The 21800-nt window shown below is 65.1% G+C and carries 18 protein-coding genes; 4 read left to right on the top strand and 14 right to left on the bottom strand.

Annotated features, from left to right (window positions below; all coding sequences use genetic code 11):
• Positions 1–147 precede the first annotated feature (147 nt).
• Positions 148–1641 carry a sensor histidine kinase gene (locus ASG84_RS07375; RefSeq protein WP_235581580.1) on the top strand — a complete coding sequence of 498 codons (1494 nt, stop codon included), beginning with the start codon at positions 148–150 and terminating at the stop codon, positions 1639–1641.
• A complete protein-coding gene (locus ASG84_RS07370; protein ID WP_057476356.1) occupies positions 1638–2312 on the top strand; it encodes a response regulator in 675 nt (224 codons plus the stop codon). The genes ASG84_RS07375 and ASG84_RS07370 overlap by 4 nt, the downstream gene beginning before the upstream one ends.
• A gap of 48 nt (positions 2313–2360) precedes the next feature.
• On the opposite strand, the gene ASG84_RS07365 is transcribed toward ASG84_RS07370, so the two are convergent.
• Together ASG84_RS07365 and ASG84_RS07360 are read right to left on the bottom strand one after the other, a co-directional pair.
• A complete protein-coding gene (locus ASG84_RS07365; protein WP_057476355.1) occupies positions 2361–4487 on the bottom strand; it encodes a S9 family peptidase in 2127 nt (708 codons plus the stop codon).
• Positions 4484–5368: a phosphoribosylaminoimidazolesuccinocarboxamide synthase gene (locus ASG84_RS07360; RefSeq protein WP_057476404.1), complete on the bottom strand. Its 885-nt coding sequence runs from the start codon at positions 5366–5368 to the stop codon at positions 4484–4486. The genes ASG84_RS07365 and ASG84_RS07360 overlap by 4 nt, the downstream gene beginning before the upstream one ends.
• 62 nt (positions 5369–5430) lie before the next feature.
• Between ASG84_RS07360 and ASG84_RS07355 the strand changes: the two genes are divergently transcribed.
• Positions 5431–6843 (top strand): MDR family MFS transporter, encoded by a 1413-nt coding sequence (locus tag ASG84_RS07355; protein WP_057476354.1) that lies wholly within the window; start codon positions 5431–5433, stop codon positions 6841–6843.
• 3 nt (positions 6844–6846) lie between these two features.
• Here the strand turns inward: ASG84_RS07355 and ASG84_RS07350 are convergent, their stop codons facing one another.
• From ASG84_RS07350 to ASG84_RS07340, 3 genes are read right to left on the bottom strand one after another with little or no spacing between them, the layout of a single operon-like run.
• Positions 6847–7902 carry an ABC transporter ATP-binding protein gene (locus ASG84_RS07350; RefSeq protein WP_057476353.1) on the bottom strand — a complete coding sequence of 352 codons (1056 nt, stop codon included), beginning with the start codon at positions 7900–7902 and terminating at the stop codon, positions 6847–6849.
• Complete coding sequence (locus tag ASG84_RS07345; RefSeq protein ID WP_235581573.1) at positions 7899–9461, bottom strand: ABC transporter permease; 1563 nt, start codon at positions 9459–9461, stop codon at positions 7899–7901. Before ASG84_RS07345 ends, ASG84_RS07350 begins: the two co-directional genes overlap by 4 nt.
• A 9-nt stretch (positions 9462–9470) precedes the next feature.
• Positions 9471–10511, bottom strand: a complete 1041-nt coding sequence (locus tag ASG84_RS07340) for an iron ABC transporter substrate-binding protein (protein WP_057476352.1) — start codon at positions 10509–10511, stop codon at positions 9471–9473.
• 116 nt (positions 10512–10627) lie between these two features.
• Here ASG84_RS07340 and ASG84_RS07335 point away from each other — a divergent pair, with 116 nt between their 5' ends.
• A complete protein-coding gene (locus ASG84_RS07335) occupies positions 10628–11821 on the top strand; it encodes an FAD-dependent monooxygenase (RefSeq protein WP_057476351.1) in 1194 nt (397 codons plus the stop codon).
• On the opposite strand, the gene ASG84_RS07330 is transcribed toward ASG84_RS07335, so the two are convergent.
• The 9 genes from ASG84_RS07330 to ASG84_RS07290 form a co-directional block, all read right to left on the bottom strand.
• Positions 11818–12711, bottom strand: a complete 894-nt coding sequence (locus ASG84_RS07330) for a siderophore-interacting protein (RefSeq protein WP_057476350.1) — start codon at positions 12709–12711, stop codon at positions 11818–11820. The two genes, ASG84_RS07335 and ASG84_RS07330, sit on opposite strands and share 4 nt — an antisense overlap.
• Positions 12712–12758: 47 nt before the next feature.
• Positions 12759–14576: a siderophore-interacting protein gene (locus ASG84_RS07325; RefSeq protein ID WP_057476349.1), complete on the bottom strand. Its 1818-nt coding sequence runs from the start codon at positions 14574–14576 to the stop codon at positions 12759–12761.
• Positions 14577–14610: 34 nt separating this feature from the next.
• Positions 14611–15651 carry an ABC transporter substrate-binding protein gene (locus ASG84_RS07320; RefSeq protein ID WP_057476348.1) on the bottom strand — a complete coding sequence of 347 codons (1041 nt, stop codon included), beginning with the start codon at positions 15649–15651 and terminating at the stop codon, positions 14611–14613.
• Between the two features lie 72 nt (positions 15652–15723).
• A complete protein-coding gene (locus ASG84_RS07315; protein ID WP_156399414.1) occupies positions 15724–16551 on the bottom strand; it encodes an ABC transporter ATP-binding protein in 828 nt (275 codons plus the stop codon).
• Positions 16548–17612 carry a FecCD family ABC transporter permease gene (locus ASG84_RS07310; RefSeq protein ID WP_057476346.1) on the bottom strand — a complete coding sequence of 355 codons (1065 nt, stop codon included), beginning with the start codon at positions 17610–17612 and terminating at the stop codon, positions 16548–16550. Before ASG84_RS07310 ends, ASG84_RS07315 begins: the two co-directional genes overlap by 4 nt.
• On the bottom strand, positions 17609–18673 hold the full coding sequence (locus ASG84_RS07305; RefSeq protein WP_057476402.1) for an iron chelate uptake ABC transporter family permease subunit: 1065 nt from the start codon (positions 18671–18673) through the stop codon (positions 17609–17611). Before ASG84_RS07305 ends, ASG84_RS07310 begins: the two co-directional genes overlap by 4 nt.
• A gap of 5 nt (positions 18674–18678) precedes the next feature.
• Entirely contained in the window at positions 18679–19950 is a 1272-nt protein-coding gene (locus ASG84_RS07300) for a lysine N(6)-hydroxylase/L-ornithine N(5)-oxygenase family protein (protein ID WP_057476345.1), read from the bottom strand.
• Positions 19947–20363 (bottom strand): aspartate 1-decarboxylase, encoded by a 417-nt coding sequence (panD, locus tag ASG84_RS07295; RefSeq protein ID WP_057476344.1) that lies wholly within the window; start codon positions 20361–20363, stop codon positions 19947–19949. The genes ASG84_RS07300 and panD overlap by 4 nt, the downstream gene beginning before the upstream one ends.
• Complete coding sequence (locus ASG84_RS07290) at positions 20363–21706, bottom strand: salicylate synthase (RefSeq protein ID WP_057476343.1); 1344 nt, start codon at positions 21704–21706, stop codon at positions 20363–20365. Before ASG84_RS07290 ends, panD begins: the two co-directional genes overlap by 1 nt.
• Positions 21707–21800: the final 94 nt, after the last annotated feature.

The raw sequence follows: 21800 nt of genomic DNA, 5'->3' as shown, positions 1-21800 counted from the left end.
GAGAGATGATGTTGCTGCACGCAGTGACTGGAGTCACCTATACGTTCATTCTGTTCACATCGATGTTTCTTGCGCGAAAGGAAAGTGGTGTCCTCGAAACGGCCGCTGAGCGTCGCCGGCCAGGTGCTGGTGCTGCAGCTCGTAGTCATGGCGGTCGTCGTGTTCGCCGGCGGCATCCTGACGGTGCTCAACGAGCGCTCCAACAGCGACGACGCGACCCGACGCGAAGTCACGGCGATCGCCGTGAGCATCGCCAACGAACCGTCGACGCCGCTGGCCATCGAATCCGACGATCCGACCTCGCGTCTGCAGCCGGAGACGGAGAAGATCAGGCAGGTCACCGGCGTCGACTTCATCGTTGTCATGGCTCCGGATCGCACTCGTTTCACCCACACCACCGTCGACCTGATCGGTAAGCCCTTCAGCGGCAACATCGACCGAGCACTGCAGGGCGAGACCTTCACCGAGACCTACGTCGGGTCCCTCGGCCCCTCGATCCGGTCGGTCACCCCGGTCACCGATTCGTCCGGCGAGATCGTCGGCCTCGTCTCCGCCGGTGTCACTCGCCAGAAGATCAGCGACCAGTTCTTTCAGGGGCTACCGCTCATCATCGGGGTCGTGCTCGCCGCCTTCGTCGTCGCGGCTGTGGGATCGACCTTGCTCAGCCGCCGGCTCCGGCGTCAGACACTGGGCATGGCACCGGCGGAGCTGCGCACCATGTACGAGCATCACGACGCCGTCTTGCATTCGATCGGTGAAGGGCTGTTGGTGTTCGGCCGCGGCGACGACGCAGAGCTGGTCAACGACGAGGCTCGACGCCTCCTCGATCTGCCGGAAGGGCCGGTCTCGTTCACCTCGTTGCCGGAGTCGATGCAGCAGATGGACACGGGCATCGTGCGCGGGGAACTGCATCTGACGAAAGATCGTGTGCTGGTTGTCAATCAGGATCCGGTGATGTGGGAGGGGCGACGTCTGGGGAATGTGCTGACGATTCGCGATCAGACCGAATTGCGCTCGTTGATGGGTGAGCTCGACTCGGTGCGTAGTTTCGCGGAGTCGCTGCGTTCGCAGGCTCACGAATCGGCGAACAGGCTGCACACGGTCATCACGATGGTCGAACTCGGTCGGCCCGAGGAAGCCGTGGAGTTCGCGACGGCCGATTTGGAGCTGTCGCAAACTCTCATCGACCGACTGATGAACGCCGTCGGCGAACCGGCACTCGCGGCACTGCTGCTGGGCAAGGTCAGTCAGGCCGCCGAGCAGGGCGTCGAACTGACGATCACCGACGACACAGCGATGGAACACGAGGGGGTCCTCAGTGCGCGTGAATTGGTCACGCTGGTAGGCAATCTGATAGACAATGCCATCGATGCCTCGAAAGAATCCGACCAACCGTGGGTCGAAGTGACGGTCCGCGATGCCGACGGTGAACTCGTCGTCCGCGTGGCGGACAGCGGTCCCGGCATGCCGCCGGAGACATTGAAAGCTGCTCTGCGACGGGGATACTCGACCAAATCCGGCTCCCGCGGGCTCGGCCTCGCGCTCGTGACACAGGTGATCACGCGGCACAACGGCACGTTGACGTCGGAAGTGACGTACGGCTCGGTGCTGGTTGCAACCATCCCGGGATCCCCGTCGTGATCAAGGTACTGATCGTCGACGACGAACCGTTGATCGCCGAGGCCCACAAGACGTACGTCGAGCGCACCCCGGGCTTCGAGGTGGCCGGGGTAGCGCACACAGGCGCTGCTGCCATGAGATTCGCGAGTACCGAATCCGTCGATCTGGTGCTGCTCGATATCGGATTGCCCGACGCGAGTGGCATCGACGTGGCAGCGGCGCTCGGCGGCCTGCGCCCGAGCCCCGACGTCATCGCCATCACCTCCGAGCGCGATCTGTCGGTGGTGCGTTCGGCGGTGGCGCACGGCATCGTGCTGTATCTGCTCAAGCCGTTCACGTTCGCTGCATTCCGCGACAAGCTCGAGCGCTACCGCGAATTCCACGATGCGTTACCCGCGGGCGAGAACGCGTCCAGTCAACGCGACATCGACCGCGCCATGGCACACCTGCGCACGGCCGACGAACGCGTCTCGACTCCCAAAGGCATTGCCCCGCAGACGATGGACGGCATCACCGCCAGCGTCAAGGAGTCGACCGACGGCCTCAACGCATCCGAGGCCGCCAAGGTCGTCGGAGTCTCCCGAGTGACGGCGTGGCGCTACCTCGAGCGTCTGGCTGACGACGGCCTGGTCACCCGGCACACCGAATACGGCAAGGCCGGGCGACCGCAGGTCCGCTACGTGTGGCGTTAGAGCGGCTCCGCCGCTTGTGAGCGGAAATTCGTAGCAGGCTACGAATTTCTATGCACGTGCGCCGGAGGCGCTCACAATCCACGCGTACTCGAAGGCCGCTTCCTTCCACTTCTCGTAGCGTCCGCTCACACCGCCGTGGCCGGCGCTCATTTCGGTCTTGAGCAGCAGGTCCGAGTCACCGGTCTTCGTGGCACGAAGGGCCGCAACCCATTTGGCGGGCTCGACGTACAGGACGCGGGTGTCGTTGATGGACGTGATCGCCAGGATCGACGGGTAGTCCTTGGCATCGACGTTTTCGTAGGGGCTGTACGACTTCATGTACTCGTACACCTCCTTGTCCGCCAACGGGTTTCCCCATTCGTCCCATTCGATGACCGTCAGCGGCAGCGACGGGTCGAGGATGGAGGTGAGCGGATCCACGAACGGAACGTTGGCGAGGATGCCGTTGAACAGCTCGGGTGCCAAATTGGCCACCGCACCCATCAGCAGACCACCTGCGCTACCGCCGTCGGCGACCAGATGCTTCGGTGAGGTGCGACCGGTGTCGATGAGATGCTGCGCCGCAGCGATGAAGTCGGTGAAGGTGTTCTTCTTCTTCAGCGTCTTGCCCTGGTCGTACCAGTGCCTCCCCATCTCGCCGCCGCCGCGCACGTGTGCGACGACGAAGACGATGCCGCGGTCGAGCAGAGACAGGCGCGCCACGGAGAACGACGGGTCCATCGACGCCTCGTACGATCCGTAGCCGTACAGCAATGTGGGAGCCGGCCCTTCAGGGACGTCCTTGCGAGCGATCACCGACAGCGGAACCTGCGTGCCGTCCGGCGCGGTAGCCCAATCACGATGCTGCACATAGTCACCGGCGTCGAACTTGCCGAGAACCGGCTGCGATTTACGGAGCAGCAGTTCACCGCTGGCGATGTCGAGGTCGTAGACCTGACCGGGGGTGATGAACGAGGTGTAGACCATCCGCAGCAGAGGCTGGTCCCACTCGGGGTTCGAGCCGGCTCCGACCGAATACAGCTCCTCGTCGAACTCGAGCTCGCGGTATTCGCCGTATCCCTCGTCGGTCAGCGGCCAGATCGCCATGCGGGTCAATGCTTCTCGCCGGTAGGTGAAGATCAGGTGACCGGCGAAGGCGTCGATGTCCTCGACTCGGACGTCGCCCTGATGCGGCACCAGGATGCGCTGATCCAAAGGATCGCTCACCGGGGCTTCGGCGAGCAGGAAGTTCTCGGCCTTCTCGCCCTCGGTGCCCCAGCCGTTCACCGAGCCGTTGTGGGTGATGAGGAAGCGATCCTCACCGGCCACGACGGCGTGTTCGATGCTGTACTCGATGCCGTCCGTGCGCGGGAGTACGACGCGGAACTCACCCTCGGGATCGGTGGATTCGAGAACGAGGCACTCGGAGGTGATCTTGGAACCGACCCAGATCATCAGGTACTTCTCGCTGCGGGTGGACCCGAACCCGACCCAGTAGCTTTCGTCGGGCTCGTGGAAGACCTTGACGTCTCCGGTCTTACCGAGGGTGTGTCGCCAGACGGTGTCGGGACGCCAGGATTCGTCGACCGTCAGGTAGAAGACGTGGGTGGCGTCGGCGGTCCAGGTGGCTCCAGGCGCGACGTTCTCGATGGTGTCGGCGAGCAGTTCTCCGGTTTCGAGGTTCTTGAAGCGCAGCGTGTACCGCTCGTCGCCCTCGGTGTCGGTCGAGTACGCCAGCAACGTGCCGTCGAGGCTGATCGAGAACGCACCGAGGGAGAAGAAGTCGTGACCCTCCGCCTCGAGATTGGCGTCGAGCAGGATCTGCTCGCCGGGGACGTCCACGTCGGACGACAGCGTCGGCGGTGTCCAGTCGTCGGCAGAGTCGACGGGGCAACGGCATTGGAGGCCGTACGACTTTCCTTCGACGGTGCGCGAGTAGTACCACCACTGGCCCATGCGCGTCGGAACGGACAGGTCGGTCTCCTGGGTGCGCGATTTGATCTCGTCGAAGATCTTGCCGCGCAACGACTCCAGACCGGCCGTCTGCTGCTCGGTGTACGCATTCTCGGCCTCGAGGTAGGCGATCACCTCGGGGTCTTCCTTCGCGCGCAACCACTCGTAGTTGTCGATGAACGTATCGCCGTGATGAGTGCGCTCGAGCGGCACCTTCTTGGCGATGGGAGGGGTGATCGTCATGGCGTGACCCAATCGTCGAAGTTCAGACCCGAGATGCGCTCGTAGGCCTCGATGTAACGGCTGCGAGTTGCGGCGACGATGTCGTCCGGCAACGGTGGTGGTGGGGTGTCGGATTTGCGGTCCCAACCGGATTCGCCGGTCAACCAGTCGCGGACGAACTGCTTGTCGAAACTCGGCTGGACGCGACCTTCCTCGTACGAATCAGCGGGCCAGTATCGGGACGAGTCGGGAGTGAGCACCTCGTCGGCGAGAACGAGATTGCCGTCGGCGTCGGTCCCGAACTCGAACTTGGTGTCCGCGAGAATGATTCCGCGTTCCAGAGCGAAGTTCGCGGCGCGCGAGTAGATCTCGATGGTGTCCTCGCGCAGCTTGAAGGCAAGTTCGGCACCGACCTGCTCGACGGCCTGGTCGAAGGTGATGTTCTCGTCGTGCTCGCCGAGTTCTGCTTTGGCGGCGGGTGTGAAGATGACCTCGTCGAGTTTGCTCGATTCGATCAGACCGGGTCGCAGTTGGACGCCGCACACCGCTCCGGTCGCGTTGTAATCGGTCAGACCGGAGCCGGTGAGATAGCCACGCGCGACGCATTCGATCGGCACCATGCTCAGCTTCTTCACCACCAGGGCGCGGCCGAGCAGTTCGGCGGGAATGCGCTCGTCGAGCGGATCGCCGGCCAGATGGTTCACGCCGCCGAGTTCTTCGAAGAAGAAGACACTCATCGCCGTCAGTACCCGCCCCTTGTCCGGGATCGGCGTGTCGAGGATGTGGTCGTACGCCGAGATGCGGTCGCTCGCGACGAGCAGCAGATGCGCGTCGTCGATGGTGTAGAGATCGCGGACCTTGCCGCCGGCCAGATGCTCGTAGCTACTCAATGATGGTCGCACGGTGTTCAACACTATCTGGGCCGGTGGCGGCGGGGGTGCCGGTAGGCATCAGACTGATAGCCGTGGCAACGAACAACACGACCTCGGATGTCGGATTCCGCTCCGAACGCGGACCGATACTGGTTGCGTTGATGCTCAGCACGTCTCTGGTCGCTCTCGACGCGACCATCATCGCCACGGCGGTGCTGTCCATCGTCGACGACTTGGGCGGGTTCACGCAGTTTCCGTGGCTGTTCTCCATCTATCTTCTGGCGCAGGCCGTATCGGTGCCGCTGTACGGCAAACTGGCCGACCTGTTCGGCCGCAAGAAGATCATGCTGTTCGGCATCGCGGTGTTTCTGCTCGGCTCGGTCCTGTGTGGCCTGGCCTGGAGCATGCCCGCCCTGATCGCCTTTCGGGCAGTCCAGGGTCTCGGTGCGGGCGCCGTGCAGCCGATGGGCATCACGATCGCGGGTGACATCTACACCCTCGCCGAGCGCGCCAAGGTGCAGGGCTACCTCGCCAGCGTGTGGGCGATCTCCTCGGTGCTCGGTCCTGCGCTGGGCGGGATCTTTTCCGAGTTCTTGTCCTGGCGCTGGATCTTCTTCGTCAACATTCCGCTGTGCGCGCTGGCCGCGGTGATGCTGTGGCGCAAATTCGACGAGGGAGCCGTGGAGCGCACCAAGCCGAAGATCGACTACCTCGGTGCCGGGCTGCTGACTGTCGGCGCAGCGATGGTGCTGCTCGGCCTGCTCGAGGGCGGCCAGTCCTGGGCCTGGAATTCGCCGATCAGCCTGGTGATCTTCGTCGTGGGCTTCGTACTGCTTGCGGTGTTCGCGTGGGTGGAGTCCCGCGCCGAGGAGCCCATCCTGCCGCTGTGGGTGTTCACGCGTCGGGTCCTGGTGGTCAGCAGCTTCATCTCGCTGCTCGTCGGTGCGTTGATCCTCGGACTCACCTCATACGTGCCGACGTTCGTACAGGGCGTTCTGGGTACCGGCGCGATCGTCGCCGGCTTCTCGCTGTCCACCCTGACCCTCGGCTGGCCGATCGCGGCGTCACAGTCCGGACGGGTGTATCTGCGCTTCGGCTTCCGCACCACGGCGCTCATCGGTGCCTCCATCGCGGTCGTCGGAGCGGCATTCGCCACCGGCCTCGGTGCCGGTTCACAGGTGTGGCAGGTGGGCGCGGTGTGCTTCGTGATCGGCCTCGGGATGGGCCTGATCGCCAGCCCCACCCTCATTGCCGCCCAGTCGAGCGTCGAATGGTCCGAGCGCGGCGTCGCCACCTCGACCAACATGTTCGCCCGGTCCATCGGCAGCGCAGTCGGGGTCGCAATCTTCGGTGCCATCGTCAATTCGCGCGTCTCCGGCGATCCGAGCCCCGAACAACTGTCCGACGCCATCCATCCGGTCTTTCTGGGTGTCCTGGCGGCGGCCGCGGTGATGGCTGTCGCGGCACTGTTCATGCCCAAGCGAGCAGCGGAACCGACCCGATAGCCCTCAACTCACCTGACGCGGAAACCAGTGCACCGGAGACGTGACGGAGACGTCCACGACACTGCCGGGGGCGAATCGATCGGAGGTGCGGGCGATGCACCGAAGTCGCAGCCCGGTATCGCGGTGCCGCAGAGTCACCGAAGACTCTGGGCCGGTGAAGAACTCGTGCTCGACGACGAATGCACCGCCACCCCGATCCGAGACCGACAACTGTTCCGGGCGGAGCAGAACCTGCCCGGTTCCACTCGCGCGGGTGATGGTGTCGATTCGTCCGAGAATCGTCTCGGCATAGCCGCCGTGGCCCACCGCATCGACGAAGTACGCGTCGCCGACGAAGCGCGCCACGGCGGGCGTGGCAGGCCGCTCGTACACCTGGCGCGGCGTGTCGATCTGGGCGCAGCGTCCGCCCAGCAGTACAGCGACACGATCGGCCGTGCCGAGCGCTTCGGCCCGGTCATGGGTGACGAGGATCGACGCGGTCTTGCTGGCCTGCAACAACTCTCGCACGTCCTGCCTGATCGAGGTGCGCAGACCTGCATCGAGAGCGGCGAACGGCTCGTCCATCAGGACCACCGACGGAGCCGGAGCCAGCGCACGTGCCAACGCGATGCGCTGCTGCTGACCACCCGAGAGTTCGCTGGGCTGGACACCACCCGCGTCGGGCAATCCAACGAGCTCGAGCATCTCGTCGACGCGTCGCATCCGCTCCGCTCGGCCGGACAGGTACGGCCGCAGAAACCCTGTGCGCAAACCGAATTCGATGTTTCGACGCACGGTCAGGTGCGGGAACAGGCCGCCTTCCTGCGGCATCAGGCCTATCCCCCGCTTCTCCGGGGGTACCTGGACACGTCCGGCAACGGAGAGGTCCCGCCCGTCGGAGGTGATGCGACCCGCGTCGATACGGTGCAGCCCCGCGATCGATCGAAGCAGAGTCGTCTTGCCGCAGCCGGAGGGGCCGAGCACGGCCAGCATCTCACCGTCGCCCAGGTCGAGATCGATGCCGTGTAGCACCGTCGTACTGCCATAGGAGGCAACAAGACCGGAGACCACCGTACTCATGGCGATGCCACCCTCTTCCGTGTCGTGCGCCCCAGCGCCCGCGTCAGAACGATCGTCGGAACCACGGAGATCACGATCAGCGCCACGGCGTAGGGAGCCGCCTCGCCGTATCGGAACGCCTCGGTGGTGGACCACAGAGTGGTTGCGAGGGTGTCGACTCCGCGCGGTCGCAGCATCAGGGTCGCCGGCAGTTCCTTGGCGACGGTGAGGAACACCAGTGCGGCCCCGGCAGCGATGCCCGGTGCTGCGACGGGAATGGTCACCCGAAGGTCGGTACGCACACGTCCGGCACCGAGCGTGCGCGAAACGTCCTCGAGAACAACAGGAGTGGCGTCGACGACGGCCCTGGTGCTGCCGACGGCCAACGGCAGGAACAGCACCACGTAGGCCAGCACCAGCAGTACTGCGGTCTGGTAGAACGACGGTAGGAACCTGATTCCGAGAAACACCGTGGCAAGTCCGACGGTGATGCCCGGGAGACCGTGCGCGATGTACGTGGACAACTCGGCGGTGCGGGCACCCCTGGAGGTGGATCGGGCCGCGAACAGCGCGACCGGCAGCGCGAGCACAGCCACCACCAGGGCAGCGGTCGCCGAGTACTGGACGGTCTTGGCCGTGACAGCCAGCACATCCGACCAGTCGACGGTGAAGCGCAGCGATCGAGTGAGCCACCGGGCCAGAGCCAGAATCGGTACCAGAACCGAAACACTCAGGGCAGCAACGACAACGGCCAGAGCAGGCAGGCGCCACCGGCCCAGAACCACAGGCTCGGCCATCCGGTCGGTGCCCGATCCCACGCGCGCCGTGGCGCCGCGTCGAGCACGCCGTTCGAGAAGGGTCAACACCAACGCACCCACCACGAGCACCAGGCCGAGGACCGCCGCCGCGGTGCGGTCGAGTCCGCCGCGGTACGCACTGTAGATGCCGAGAGTGAAGGCGTCGTATCGCATCAGAGCCACCGCCCCGAAGTCACTGATGGTGTACAGCGACACCAGAAGTGCACCTGCCGCCGCGGCCGGAACGACGCGACGGCACTCGACGGTCAATGCGGTGCGCACAGCCCCGCGGCCGAGGGTGCGCGAGACCTCGGCCAACGACGGGTCCGCGGTGGCGAACGCCGCGAACACCGGCAACATCACCAGCGGGAAGCAGGACACGGTGAGCACCAGCGCAGCGCCGGAAAATCCAGCAAGGGAGGGAAATTCGGCAATCCACAGATACCCGGACACATACGACGGGATGGCCAACGGTGCCGCGAGGATCATCGCGAAGGTGCGTCGACCCGGCAGATCGGTCCGTACGGTCAACCAGGCCAGCAGCGTCCCCACCACGACGGAAGCAACCACCACGGTGAGCGCGAGTGTGGCTGTCCGGACGACGAGATCGAGGGTGCGTTGCCGCAGGAGCAGTCGCAGTACTTTCTCGGTACCACCGTCGAACGCTCGAACGAACAGGTACAGCAAGGGTGTCAGCGTCAGCGCTCCCACGCACAACGCGGTCGTCCCGAGAACGGGACGACCGCCGAAGTGGCACCGCCGAAGCGGCTGGAGTGCAGACACGAACACCGACTAGATGATTCCGACGTCGGTGAGCAGGGTCTGGGTCTCCTCGAGGGACGAGAGCCGGCCCAGATCGAGATCGGTGGAGCCCAAGTCGGACAGCGGCGGCAGGTCGTAATCCGAGGTGACTCCGTCGATGACGGGGTACTCGGCGGTCTCGTTCGCGAAGTACGTCTGCGATTCGGTAGAGAGCAGCTCGCGGACGAAGTCGAATGCAGCCTCCTGGTTGTCCGACGCAGCCAGCACACCGGCACCGGCGACATTGATCAGCGCGCCGGGGTCACCGGGCTCGAAGTAGTGCAGCTCGACGGGAGCGTCGGCGCCGTTCTCGTCCTTGAACGGGTACCAGTAGTAGTGGTTGAGCAGGCCGGTAGCGACCTGTCCGTCGTTGACGGCAGTCAGCAGCGGGCCGTTGCCCTCGAACGCGACGGGCTCGTTGGCGACGAATCCTTCGAGCCAGGTGCGAGCACCGTCCTCACCCCGCTGCACGCGCAGAGCCGTGACGAAGGCCTGGAACGACGCGTTGGTCGGTGCGTAGCCGATCTGTCCGCGCCAACGGGGGTCGAGCAGTCCGTCGATGCCGGTGGGTAGGTCTGCTGCCTGCACCGAGTCGGAGTTGTAGGCCAGCACGCGGGCCCGTGCGGAGGTGGCGACCCAGGTGCCGTCGGTGCCACGGTACTGCTCGGGGACGAGCGAGAGGATGTCCTCGGGCAGCGGCGCGAGTGCGCCCGCCTCGTCGAGAGCGCCGAGGGCACCTGCATCCTGTCCGTAGAACACGTCGGCCGGCGTCGCGTCGCCCTCTTCGAGGATCTTCGCGGCCTGGGCGTTGGTGTTGCCCGAATAGTCGACCTCGATACCGCCGCCGATGCGCTCGATCAGCGGGTCGACGAGTTCTTCACCGCGGCCGGAGTACACCACCAGCGCGGTATCGGCGGTGGCGGACTCGGACGTGGACGAGGCCTCGTCGGTGGAGCCCGAGCTGCACGCAGTGAGACCGAGGACGAGGGTTGCGCTGCACGAGAGCAGGGCCAAACGACGGACTGTGAACACTGGACTCCTGACGAAAAGGATGAACCGGACAATCCGAGAAGGTACACCACCAAGGTGAGGCTCAGCTACTTTCCCCTCGGGATTGAACGGCCACCCGCCTGGGCATTACCGCCTTCATGACTTCGCGTGTGCTCGTCACCGGTGCCAGCATCGCCGGACCCACCGTGGCTTTCTGGCTCGACAAGGCCGGTTACGACGTCACCGTCGTCGAACGCGCTCCGCACCTGCGGCACGGCGGCCAGAACATCGACGTCCGCGGATCGGGTCGCGAGGTGCTGCGGCGGATGGGCATGGACGCGACGTTGCTCGCCAACGGCACCACCGAGAAGGGCACCCGATTCGTCGACGAGAACGACACCACCATCGCCGCCTTCCCTGCCGGCGACGGCTCCCACGACGGGCCGACGGCGGAGTTGGAGATTCTGCGCGGCGAGTTCGCTCGGATTCTCGTCGAATCAGCCGGTCCACGAACCGAATACAGGTACGGCGATCGCGTCGTCGGCGTGGCTCAGGATGCCGACGGCGTGGATGTCACGTTCGCGTCGGACGCAGCGGAGAGGTTCGATCTCGTGCTGTTCGCCGACGGAATCCGTTCCAGCAGCAGAGAACTGGCGTTTCCTGCCGAGGCGAAGACCACACCGGTCGGTCTGTACACCGCCTACGGGGTGTTGCCGAAGGGACCGAGCGACGACGGCTGGTGGCGTTGGTGCAACGCACCCGGATCCAGAGTCGCCAACCTTCGCCCGGACAACCTCGGCACGACGCGTTTCAGCCTGTCCTGGGTGTCCGACGACGGCGGGTACGAAGGCGCGTCCATCGAGCGGGTGATTGCCGCCTTGCGAGCGAAGTTCGCCGACGTCGGCTGGGAAGTGCCCCGAATTCTCGACTCGCTCGGACCGGATTCGGAACTCTACGTCGACTACCTCGCGCAGGTGAAGGCTCCACGCTGGTCGAACGGCAGAATCGGGATGCTCGGCGACGCCGCCTGGTGCGCAACACCGTTGAGCGGCATGGGCACCACACTGTCGGTCACCGGTGCCTACGTTCTCGCCGGCGAACTCGCCCGGGCGAGCGATCATCGCGCCGGATTCGAGGCCTTCGAGACGCGGATGCGGCCGTTCGTCGAGCAGGCTCAGAAGCTTCCGCCCGGCGTGCCTCGCGTTGCGCATCCCAAAACTGCTGTGGGAGTTGCTGCTTTCCGTAGCGTGCTGCGCCTCGCCGGATCGAAGCCGGTGCAGGCCGTCACCAGCAAGTTCCTCGGTCCCGACGCGGCGACGCTGGAAATGCCGAACTACGAATTCAGCAGCTAGAGCCCTACTCGCTCGAGGAGCGCATCGAATGCCTCACTGGCTTCCTGTTCGGTGCGGCCGGATTCGATGACGCCGTTGTATACCGCCAGTGCTTCCTCCTGGTACTGCTTGTACTTCTCGAGCCACTTCTCGGAATCTGCCCGCCAATATCCGATGATGTCGAAATGCGCTATGTCGTAACCCAGATCCTTACGGAAGTACTTCCGCACCCGACGCGAGGACGACGCCTCACCGGCGAACCACACGTAGCCGCGTCCTTCGGGTAGCGGGTACGCCAACGCGGCATCGTCGAGAACGCTTGCGCTGTCTCCGTTTCCGGTCCCCACACGCCAATCGAACGTGACGTCGGCCGAGGTTTCGAAGGATTGAATATCGCCGCGCTCGAGCACCTCGACAATGGCGTGAGCCTTCGCCCCGGACGGCAATTGTTCGACGAGCCGGCCGAGTGCGGGCAACCCGGTCATGTCGGCGACCAGCAGCAGCCATTCGACGTCGGCGGGAGGTGAATACCAGGATCGTGGACGCGTGAACAGCACCGTCTGCCCCGGGGCGGCCTGCTGCGCCCACGTGGCCGCGACGCCGCCCTCGTGTGCGAAGAAGTCGATGGTCAATTCACCGCGCGCCTCGTCGAGGCGCCGAATGGTGTAGTTGCGACCCTCCGGTGCGTCGTCCAGACCGTGGAACCACCAGACACCGTCGACCTCGGTCATCGGCGGCGGCTTCATCTCCCCGGCCCGAGGAAAATAGACGCCGACACACTCGTCGGGCACCCCGAGGGTGCGGTAGCCCGCCACATGCTCGCCGCCGAACGTCACGCGCACCATGTGCACCGTGAGCTGCTCCACCGCAACGACGTCGGCGTAGTAGAAGCCACTCGGTCGTTCACTCATCTTCGTCCTCGATACATATCTCGTCGTTTCTTCCGAGAACCCTCAGGCTAACCCCGGTAAGCATGTCCGCCGAACTCGGCGATGGTCGAGCCCCAACCCAGCGATCCGAAACGGGGCGGCTCAAATCCCGACCCGACGACCAACTCCCGCACTTCCGCTGCACTGCGACGACCCGAGCCGTACAGACACAGCCGCAACAGGTCGTCCTCCGTGTCATGATCATCGGCGGTGTCGGGATCGAGCAGGTCGGTGATCAGCACCACTCGCCGCCCCGAATTTCCCAGTGCCTCGAGCAGCACTCGGGCATCGGCGTCGGGGTGAGAATCGAGCACGTCGGCCGCGATCACCAGATCGACAGGCTCGGCCAACGGAACAAATTCACTGGCGTCGATGCGTTCGACCAGGTCCCGACGCGACGGAGCCACATCAGCTGCCGTCCGATCGCCCTGAGCGGGGAGTCCGACGAGACGTAGCGTCAGGTCGGGGTGCATGCGCGCCAGCGTATCCGCGTACACACCACCGCCCTCGCCGTAGATCGCGACGGTCCGAATTCCCTCCAGGTCGACTGCATCGGGCAGCGCGGGCGCTCGATACACGGCACCGAACGCTGTTTCTTCGTGAAAGTCAGCAGCGAACCCGTCCTCGCTCATCTTGTCGACGAAGCCGTGCTGCCGCGCCGGCGCCCCGCTCCGTACGGTGTCGAGAAGGCCGAGGAACGCCATGTCCAGTCGTGAATGAATCCTGTCGAAATTCAACGACTGAGTGACGAAGGCGTCCGGGTCGCTGAGGAGCGCACCCATCTCGGAGAGTCCGAAACGAGTGCCGTCGGTGGTCAACAGTCCCATCAGAACCAGATGCCGCAGTAGCTTGGCGGTGGCACCGGGATGCGTCGAACATCGAGCTGCGATGTCCGACGGCGTGCCTGCCCCGCCGTCGATCGCGGCGAAGATACCGACGGTGACGGCGGTACGAATGGCGAACGGCGGCAACAACTCCGACAACTCATGCAATTGGACATCGGGATCCGACTCCGCCGATGATCCGACGGCTGCGATCTCGCGTCGCTTCCAGTACCCGGCGATCTCGACGAATTGCTTCGCAATGTCCTTGTCCACCTTCGCCCAGCGACGCAGCGGTTTGATCGTCGACGCCTCCCCCGCCACCCACAGGTAGGGCTGTCCGGGACGCCACTGCGCACGCTGCACCGTCTCCACCAAGCGTGACTCGCCGCCACTGTCGGTCCGACAGAGCCAGGTGATATCCACCGGCGCAGCGCTTGTCAGCTCTTGCCGGTGTGCGTGCTCGGAAACCTCGATGACCACCGTGGCAGGTAGATCAGCGGGCAACTTCTCCAGACAGTGCGCGATTGCGGGCAACGCAGTCTCGTCGCCGGCGATCAACATCCAGTCGACGCCGACGGGCAGTCCGGCCGAATGCTTGGGTCCGGCAACGAGAATTTTCTCGCCGGGCTGGACCGTCTTGGCCCAGTCGGCTGCCAGTCCACCCTCATGAGCCGCGAAGTCGAGAGCCATCTCCCGGCGCTCGTCATCGAAACGACGCACCGTGTAGGTCCGGCCGTACGGGAACGATCCCGGTGGCCAGTCGACCGTTCCGTCACCCGCGTTCTCGGGCACCGGAAACGGCAGCTTCCCGGTAATCGGATCCACCGGAAGGACTTTGACGTCGTCATCGAATCCGGTGCTACGCACCGGTGGCAGCTCGACGCCGTCACGCACATGCGCATCCATCGACGGACCGCCCACGACGACGCGCCGCATCCCGGGCGTCACGTCTTCCACGGCCAGTACGTCGAGTTCCCGCATACAGATCGGAAAAACTCGAACCTCGCGCACGGTCCCCGCCATCGAGGGCTCTCCTTCGGTTTCGTATAGATCTCGATTACACCGCGAACATCCGCTGGACGATGTCCAGCGTGCCCATCACACCGTCGTAATCCGGGCGGTAGCTCGTGGCCGGAAGCTCGTATACCCTGCCCGATGCGAAGGCAGGAAGACTGGAGTACGCCGAGTCTCGTTGCAGCTCGGACAGACTCCGACCCGCCACCGGAACTACGAACATCACGGGAGCACTGGCGATCGGCGCGAGTAATTCGGGGCTGACCACGAACGAATCACCCGAGCCGTACAGCTCCGGGTTGTTCGCTTTGGTGATGACGTCATCGGGCTCGAATCCGACCGACTCGAGCAACGTCGGCAATGCCGCGGTCTGCGGAATGAACGAGGGCTCGTTCGTGCTCAACGAGAGCAGGTACGACACCGGCGAGCCGGGAACAGCGATCGAATCCTTCACCTCGGAAACCCTGTTTTCGTAGGCCGTCATCAGTGCCTCGACCTTGTCGGATTCACCGGCGGCCTCGGCGACCTCCTCGAGCTCGCCCTGCCAGGTAGTGACGCTCGACGGGACCAGCACGGTCGGTGCGATCTGGGTCAACTGCTCATATGATTGCTGCGCCAGAACAGCTGCGAAGCCTTGCCCTCCACCGATGATGAGATCGGGCGCGGCCTGTGCGATGGCTTCGAGGTCGAGCTGATCTCCGGCCGGCAACTCCAGAGTGCCTTGTGCCTGCGCCTTCTCGGCCCACTGCGGCGGAAAACCGCCGTCGAGATTGGTCACTCCGAGCAGCCGAGTGTCGGCGATGGTGACGGGAGCATCGAGAGTGAACAGGTAGCCCGCCAGGCCCGCGGACAGCACGGCAATGCGCTGCGGGTCCGCCGGAACGATCACCTCGCCCTGGTCGGTCGAGATCACCCGGGTGTCACTCGCAGATGTTCCCACTCCCTCGTTCGATGCGGGCTCGGAGCTGCAGGCGGCCGAGCCGAGGGCGACGAGTGCCGCCGAGGCGAGAGCAACGACGCGATGGGCCCGTCGCTCGGTATGTGTACGGCGACGGCCTGCTTCGGGCTGCTTCCAACTCGGCACTGATGGATCCTTTCGAGATCTTCACTCGAACCCGAAGGTCCGTTTTGCCGAGTGTAAACCAAGGCTTACCTACTATGTGCCGGCGGTATCGCCGATCGTCGTCGTTCTCACCCGAGGAACCACCCGAGGAATCACCAGCGGCGTATGCGATTCCGGATCGTCGATGATGCGGCACGGCAGACCGAACACCGACTCGACCAACTCGGCGGTGACGATCTCGGCCGGCGGACCTTCGGTGACCACGGCACCGTCCTTCATCGCGATGATGTGATCGGCGTACCGGCAGGCGTGGTTGAGGTCGTGCAGCACCGCGACCAGAGTGTTGCCGTTCTCGCGGGGCAGTGTGGCCAACAAGTCGAGAAGCTCGATCTGGTGGGCGATGTCGAGAAACGTCGTCGGCTCGTCCAGAAGCAACAGCGGTGTCTGTTGCGCGAGAACCATTGCCACCCATACTCGTTGCTGCTGTCCACCGGACAGTTCGTCGACCTGCCGGGCCGACAGCGCCGTCACGCCGGTGGCGTCCATGGCCTGGACCACGGCAGCCTCGTCAGCCGTCGACCACTGCCGGATCAACTTCTGATGCGGATATCGTCCTCGCGCAACGAGATCGGCCACCGAGATACCGTCAGGGGCGATCGAGGTCTGGGGTAACAGGCCGAGGCGTCGAGCCACTTCCTTCGCCGGATACGACGCAATCTCGTTGCCGTCCAGCAGAACGGCCCCTCGCGAAGGTTTCAGCAGCCGCGACAGCGCCCGCAGCAGCGTCGATTTGCCGCAGGCGTTGGGCCCGACGATGACGGTGAACTTGCCGTCGGGAATCGCGACGGTCAAGTTCTCGATGATCACGCTCTTGTCGTATCCGACCGTGATGTCGTCGGTGTGCAATCGAGGCTTTGTCACTGCATCCTGCCTTCCCGCGCCAACAACCACACGAAGTATGCGCCGCCGACCGATACGGTCACGACGCCGACCGGCAGCTGAGTCGGGGCAAAGGCGCGCTGTGCAACAACGTCACTGACCACGAGCAGCAGCGCCCCCATGCAGGCTGCGGGTACCATCGCCACTCCCGAGGTGCCGGTGAGCCTACGCGCGAGTTGCGGCGCAGCGAGCGCGACGAACGAGATGGGTCCCGCGGCCGCGGTGACCAATGCGATCAATGCGACGCCCAGAAAAACCAGCATCAGACGCGTCGGTTCTGCCCGCACCCCGAGCGCTCGTGCCGCGTCGTCCCCCATCTCCAGCATCGGCAGCCGACGCGACAACACTGCCAGGCACGGGGCGATGACGGCCGACACAGCCAGAGCGGGCCACACCTGGGCCCACCCCAACCCGTTGAGACTTCCCGCGCCCCAGATGGCGGCCGCGATCGCGTCGTCCAGATCGGCCTCGACGACCAACCAGGTGTTGATCGAGGCCAACATCGCGCTGACGGCGATCCCGACGATGATCAGCCGAAAGCCCTGCACGCCGCGCTTGTAGGCAAGCAGATACACCGCGGCGGCCGTGGCCAGTCCGCCCACGAGCGCGCCCGCTCCGGTCTGGTAGTAACCACCGCCGAGGGTGAGGATCACGACGAGCGCGCCTGTGTACGCGCCAGTTGCGAATCCGATGATGTCCGGGCTGCCCAACGGGTTTCGCGTCAATGATTGAAAAACCGCACCGGAAACGCCGAGGGCACCGCCGAACAGGAACGCCAGGACCACCCGAGGAAACCGCCACTCCATCACGATGATCTCGGTGATGCGTGACGCATCACCGAACACTGCGGCGAGTACTTCGTTGGGAGGAACGTAATAATCACCGGTGCCGATCGCGACGACGGCGATCACGGCAGTCACGAGCAGCAGTGCGGCACAGACCGCTACCGTCCGGATGTCGATTCGGCCGTCCACCCGATCCTTGACTCCGAAGATCCACAGCCGCCGTCCGAAGTCCACGGTGCCGCGCCGCCCCGGGGTCACAGGCCGCTCGCCTTCTTCCGGCGGACCAGCACGATCAGTACCGGAGCGCCGACGAATGCGGTCACTATCCCCACCTGCAGCTCACCCGGCCGAATCACGATGCGCCCCAGCACGTCGGCAAGCAGAAGTAGTCCCGGTGCCGCGAACACCGTGTAGATCAGAATCCAGCGCTGATCCGGCCCGACGAACCACCGCACCATGTGCGGGATCATCAGTCCGACGAACCCGATGGGCCCGGCCGCCGCCGTCGCAGCACCGGCGAGCAGAGTCACCGCAACGACACCGATGATGCGCGTCCGAATTACTCGTGCCCCCAAAGACTGCGCCAGATCGTCACCGAGTGCGATCGCGTTGAGCGGACGTGCGACGAGGGCAGCCAGCAGTAGCCCGGTGACGATGAACGGGCCGGTCGCCGTCACGATGTCCAGGCCGCGCCCGGCCAAGGATCCCGCGCTCCAGAACCGCATGCGGTCGAAGGCATCCGGGTCGAGCAGCAGCATGCCGGAGGTGATTCCGCCGAGTACCGCACCGAGCGCAATTCCGGACAGCGTCAGGCGAACCGGCGTCGCGCCCGCTCGCCCCATCGACCCCAGTGCGTACACCGCGACCGCGGCGAGCGCGGCACCGGCGAACGCGAACCAGATGTAGGAGTCGATGCTGGTGAAGCCCAGCACGCCGACGGCGATTGCGACAAAGAACGCCGCCCCGGCGTTGACACCCAGGATGCCCGGGTCGGCCAGAGGATTTCGCGTCATCGCCTGAATCAGTGCACCGGCAACCCCGAGCGCCGCCCCGACGAGAAGGCCGAGAACTGTTCTCGGCAGCCGTAGTTCGCGGATGATCACGGATTCGGTCGACCCGTCGGAGAAGAACAGGCCGTGCCACACCGAACCGAGGGGGATGTATTCGGTACCCACCGCGATACTCACCAGGCACAGCGCGGCGAGGATTCCGATGACGACGAACAGCCCTGCGGCCCGCCGTGCATCGGTGCGCGCGAGACCGACGACTTCGGCCGGAACATCTCGCTGTTCCGGCTCGTCGCCCACGCTCGTACGCACCCGATTCACACCACCGTTCGCACCCTCGTGCTCACGGCGGACTTCACGATCTCACCGCTACGAACAGCGATGTTGGACAGCAGCGACGACGTCAGACCGTGCGTGTGCTCGGTCCCGCCCTGCAGATAGATCGACCCCGCGCTCGGTTCACGCAGGACGAGCCGATAGTCCCGCGTCACGCGCGGACCGCGAGTGTCGAACTCGACGGCGTCGAACAGCGGACCGAGGATCTCGGGGAGATCGAGGGACGTGAAGCCGGTGGCATAGACGACAGCGTCGCACAGTACGTCCTCGGTCAGCCCGGTAGGGCCGTGCTCGACGGCAGCCCGGACGCCGGACTGGTCCTCGACGGCGTCGACCAATCGCGATGCTCCGTGCACGAACAGCCGGCGCTCTCCGCTGACTCGTTCGGCGTACTCACGCGCGTACAACTCTTCGATCAGCGGCAGATCGACCGCGGAATAGTTCGTGCCGCGGTGATAGTGCAGCAACTGATCACGCAGCGTGTGCGACGACGAATAGAAGTCGTCGACGGCCGTCGGATCGAAGATGCGATTGGCGTAGGGGCTGTCGTCGGCCGGGCTGTACCCGTACTTGCGGAGCACCGCGTGCACCGAGGAATCGCGGTAGGTCGAGTGCAGGTAGTCCACCACCTCGGCAGCGCTCTGCCCCGCACCGACGACGACGAACGTACGATGCGTTTGCGACGGCAGTCGGTCCAGGTGCCCGAGCAGGTCGTGATTGTGAAACTGCCGCGCCGACGCGGTCACCCCGTCGGGCAGGGTGGCCGTCAAACCACCGGCCAGCACGATGTTTCGACCGCGCACGGTGCCGCTTCGTCGGCCCTCGGTGCGGACGCCGAAACCGTCACCGGTGTCGACGACATCGACCGCTCGGGTGCCGTAGTGCACCGTCGCGTCGACCTTGCCTGCGGCCCACGACAGGTAGTCGTGGAACTCGAGCCGGCTCGGGAAGAACGTCTGCAGATTGATGAAGTGGTTGAGTCGGCCCTGTTCGGACAGATAGGCCAGAAATGTGTACTCGCTGCCGGCGTTGCGCTGGGTGGCCAAGTCCTTGAGGAACGAGATCTGCATCGTCGTCCCCGGCAACAGCATTCCGGGATGCCAGGCGAATTCGTCCTTGGACTCGATGAAGCACGAGGTCAGCCGCTCGGCCGGCGCGCACGTTCGGTTGTGTTCCTCGATCGCGATGGCCAGACCGAGATTGGACGGCCCGAATCCGACTCCGACGATGTCGTAGTTCTCGTGCGATGTCATCGAACGCTCGCCCCGGACAGCTGGTCCAGCGCGCCCGGAACCGGCTCGGACGGATCGACTCCGAGGGCCACTATCTCGTTGGCAGAGTCGACGTGCACCACCGAAGGACTGTGCGCCGACAGCTCCGAATCTTCCACCTGCCGGAACGACATGATGATCACCAGATCGCCCGGTGAGACCAGATGCGCTGCGGCACCGTTGATTCCGATGACTCCGGAACCGGGATGTCCTTCGATCACGTACGTCACCAGTCGCGCTCCGTTGGTGATGTCGACGACGTGGACCTGCTCACCCTCGATCAGATCGGCGGCGTGCATCAGCGTGGAGTCGATGGTGATCGAGCCGACGTAGTGCAGATCGGCATGAGTGACTGTGGCGCGGTGGATCTTTCCACCCAACATGGTGCGATGCATCAGGCGTCTTCCTCCTTCGTGCGGACGAGATATGGGGCAACGCTGGCGAGCTTCTCGCAGGTTTCGTCGAATTCGCGATCGGGTGTCGACTGGCCGACGATGCCGGCACCGGCGCGCAGCCATGCCGATCCGCGCTGTTCGTAGACGGCTCGAAGCACAAGGGCTGCTTCGAGTTCCCCCGTGGACGACGCCTTCACGACGGCACCCGAGTACAGGCCGCGAGGGTCGTCGAGCCTCCCGATGGCCTCGATGGCCTCCCGTTTGGGAATTCCCGACGCCGTGACGGCCGGGAACAGCGCCCCGAAGGCGTCCCAGCAGGACAGGTCCTCACGCAGGCGTGCCCGCACGGTCGATGCGAGGTGTTGGACGCTTCCACGCTCGCGCACGCTCATGAAATCCGAGACCGCGGTCGACCCAGGGCACGCGATGGATTCGAGCTCCTCGAACGAGGTACGGACGGACACAGCGTGTTCGGTGATCTCCTTGGGATCCTGTTCGAGATCGGTCTTCGCTGCGGAGTCGGCCTCGGAGCCGAGACCGAAGGCCCGCGTGCCTGCCAGCGGTTCGGTGGTGACCACACCGTGTGCGTCCACGGACGCAACCAGTTCCGGGCTGAAGCCTGCTGCACGCAGGTCGCCCAGGTGAAGCAGGAACGAGCGAGCCGGGGTGTTCGCCGCGCGTCCGGCTCGGTAGGTGCCCGGCATGTCCAGATCGAACGGAATGCGCACCGTGCGAGAGAGAATCACTTTGGCGTAGTCACCGCGGTGAATTTCCGTGACGGCCTGCTGTACCCGAGCGCGATAGTCGTCGAGATCTCCGCCGACATCGATCGAATGCACTGTAGGCGGCTCCTCGGCGGAGGCGTCCGCGAGTACGGCCAGCACCGCGTCGCGGTCCTCCTCGCTCCCGGTCACCTCGACGTCGTGGTGGTCGGCACAGAATCGGACCTCGACGCGGGGTACGACCAGATGACCGAGCACCTCGTCGGAGTCGCACGAGCCCGTCACACCGTGCAGATGGGCCGCGAACCCGAATCCGACGAACCCGTACGCATTCCAGGATTCTCGGGTCAGACCGTCGCAGGCCTCCCGCAGCGCCGTCGACGGACTACCCGACCACCGACGCACCGTCGGCTCGCCGCTCCCCCACGTGGTCGTGACGACATCCGGTTGCAGGACGATGCGAGCGACCACGCCGCCCGCGAACACCCAGCGTCCTCTGTCCTCGTACACGACGTACTCGTCGAACAAGCCGGATTCGGCCAGTGTGACCACCGTCTGCAATCCGTACTGCAGGGTGGTGGTCTCGGCCGTGCCCGACGCCGTCTCTTCGACAACGGTCATAGTGTGTGCACTCCTGACGGTGATTCGGTCCTGGACCGCGCATCGCGCGCAACCGACATGCTCGAGGCATTGCTGCGCGCCTTCGATAGGCAAC

The sequence above is a fragment of the Rhodococcus sp. Leaf278 genome (assembly GCF_001426085.1).
GTDB lineage: Bacteria > Actinomycetota > Actinomycetes > Mycobacteriales > Mycobacteriaceae > Rhodococcoides.
This window is presented reverse-complemented; position numbering and strand designations above follow the sequence as displayed.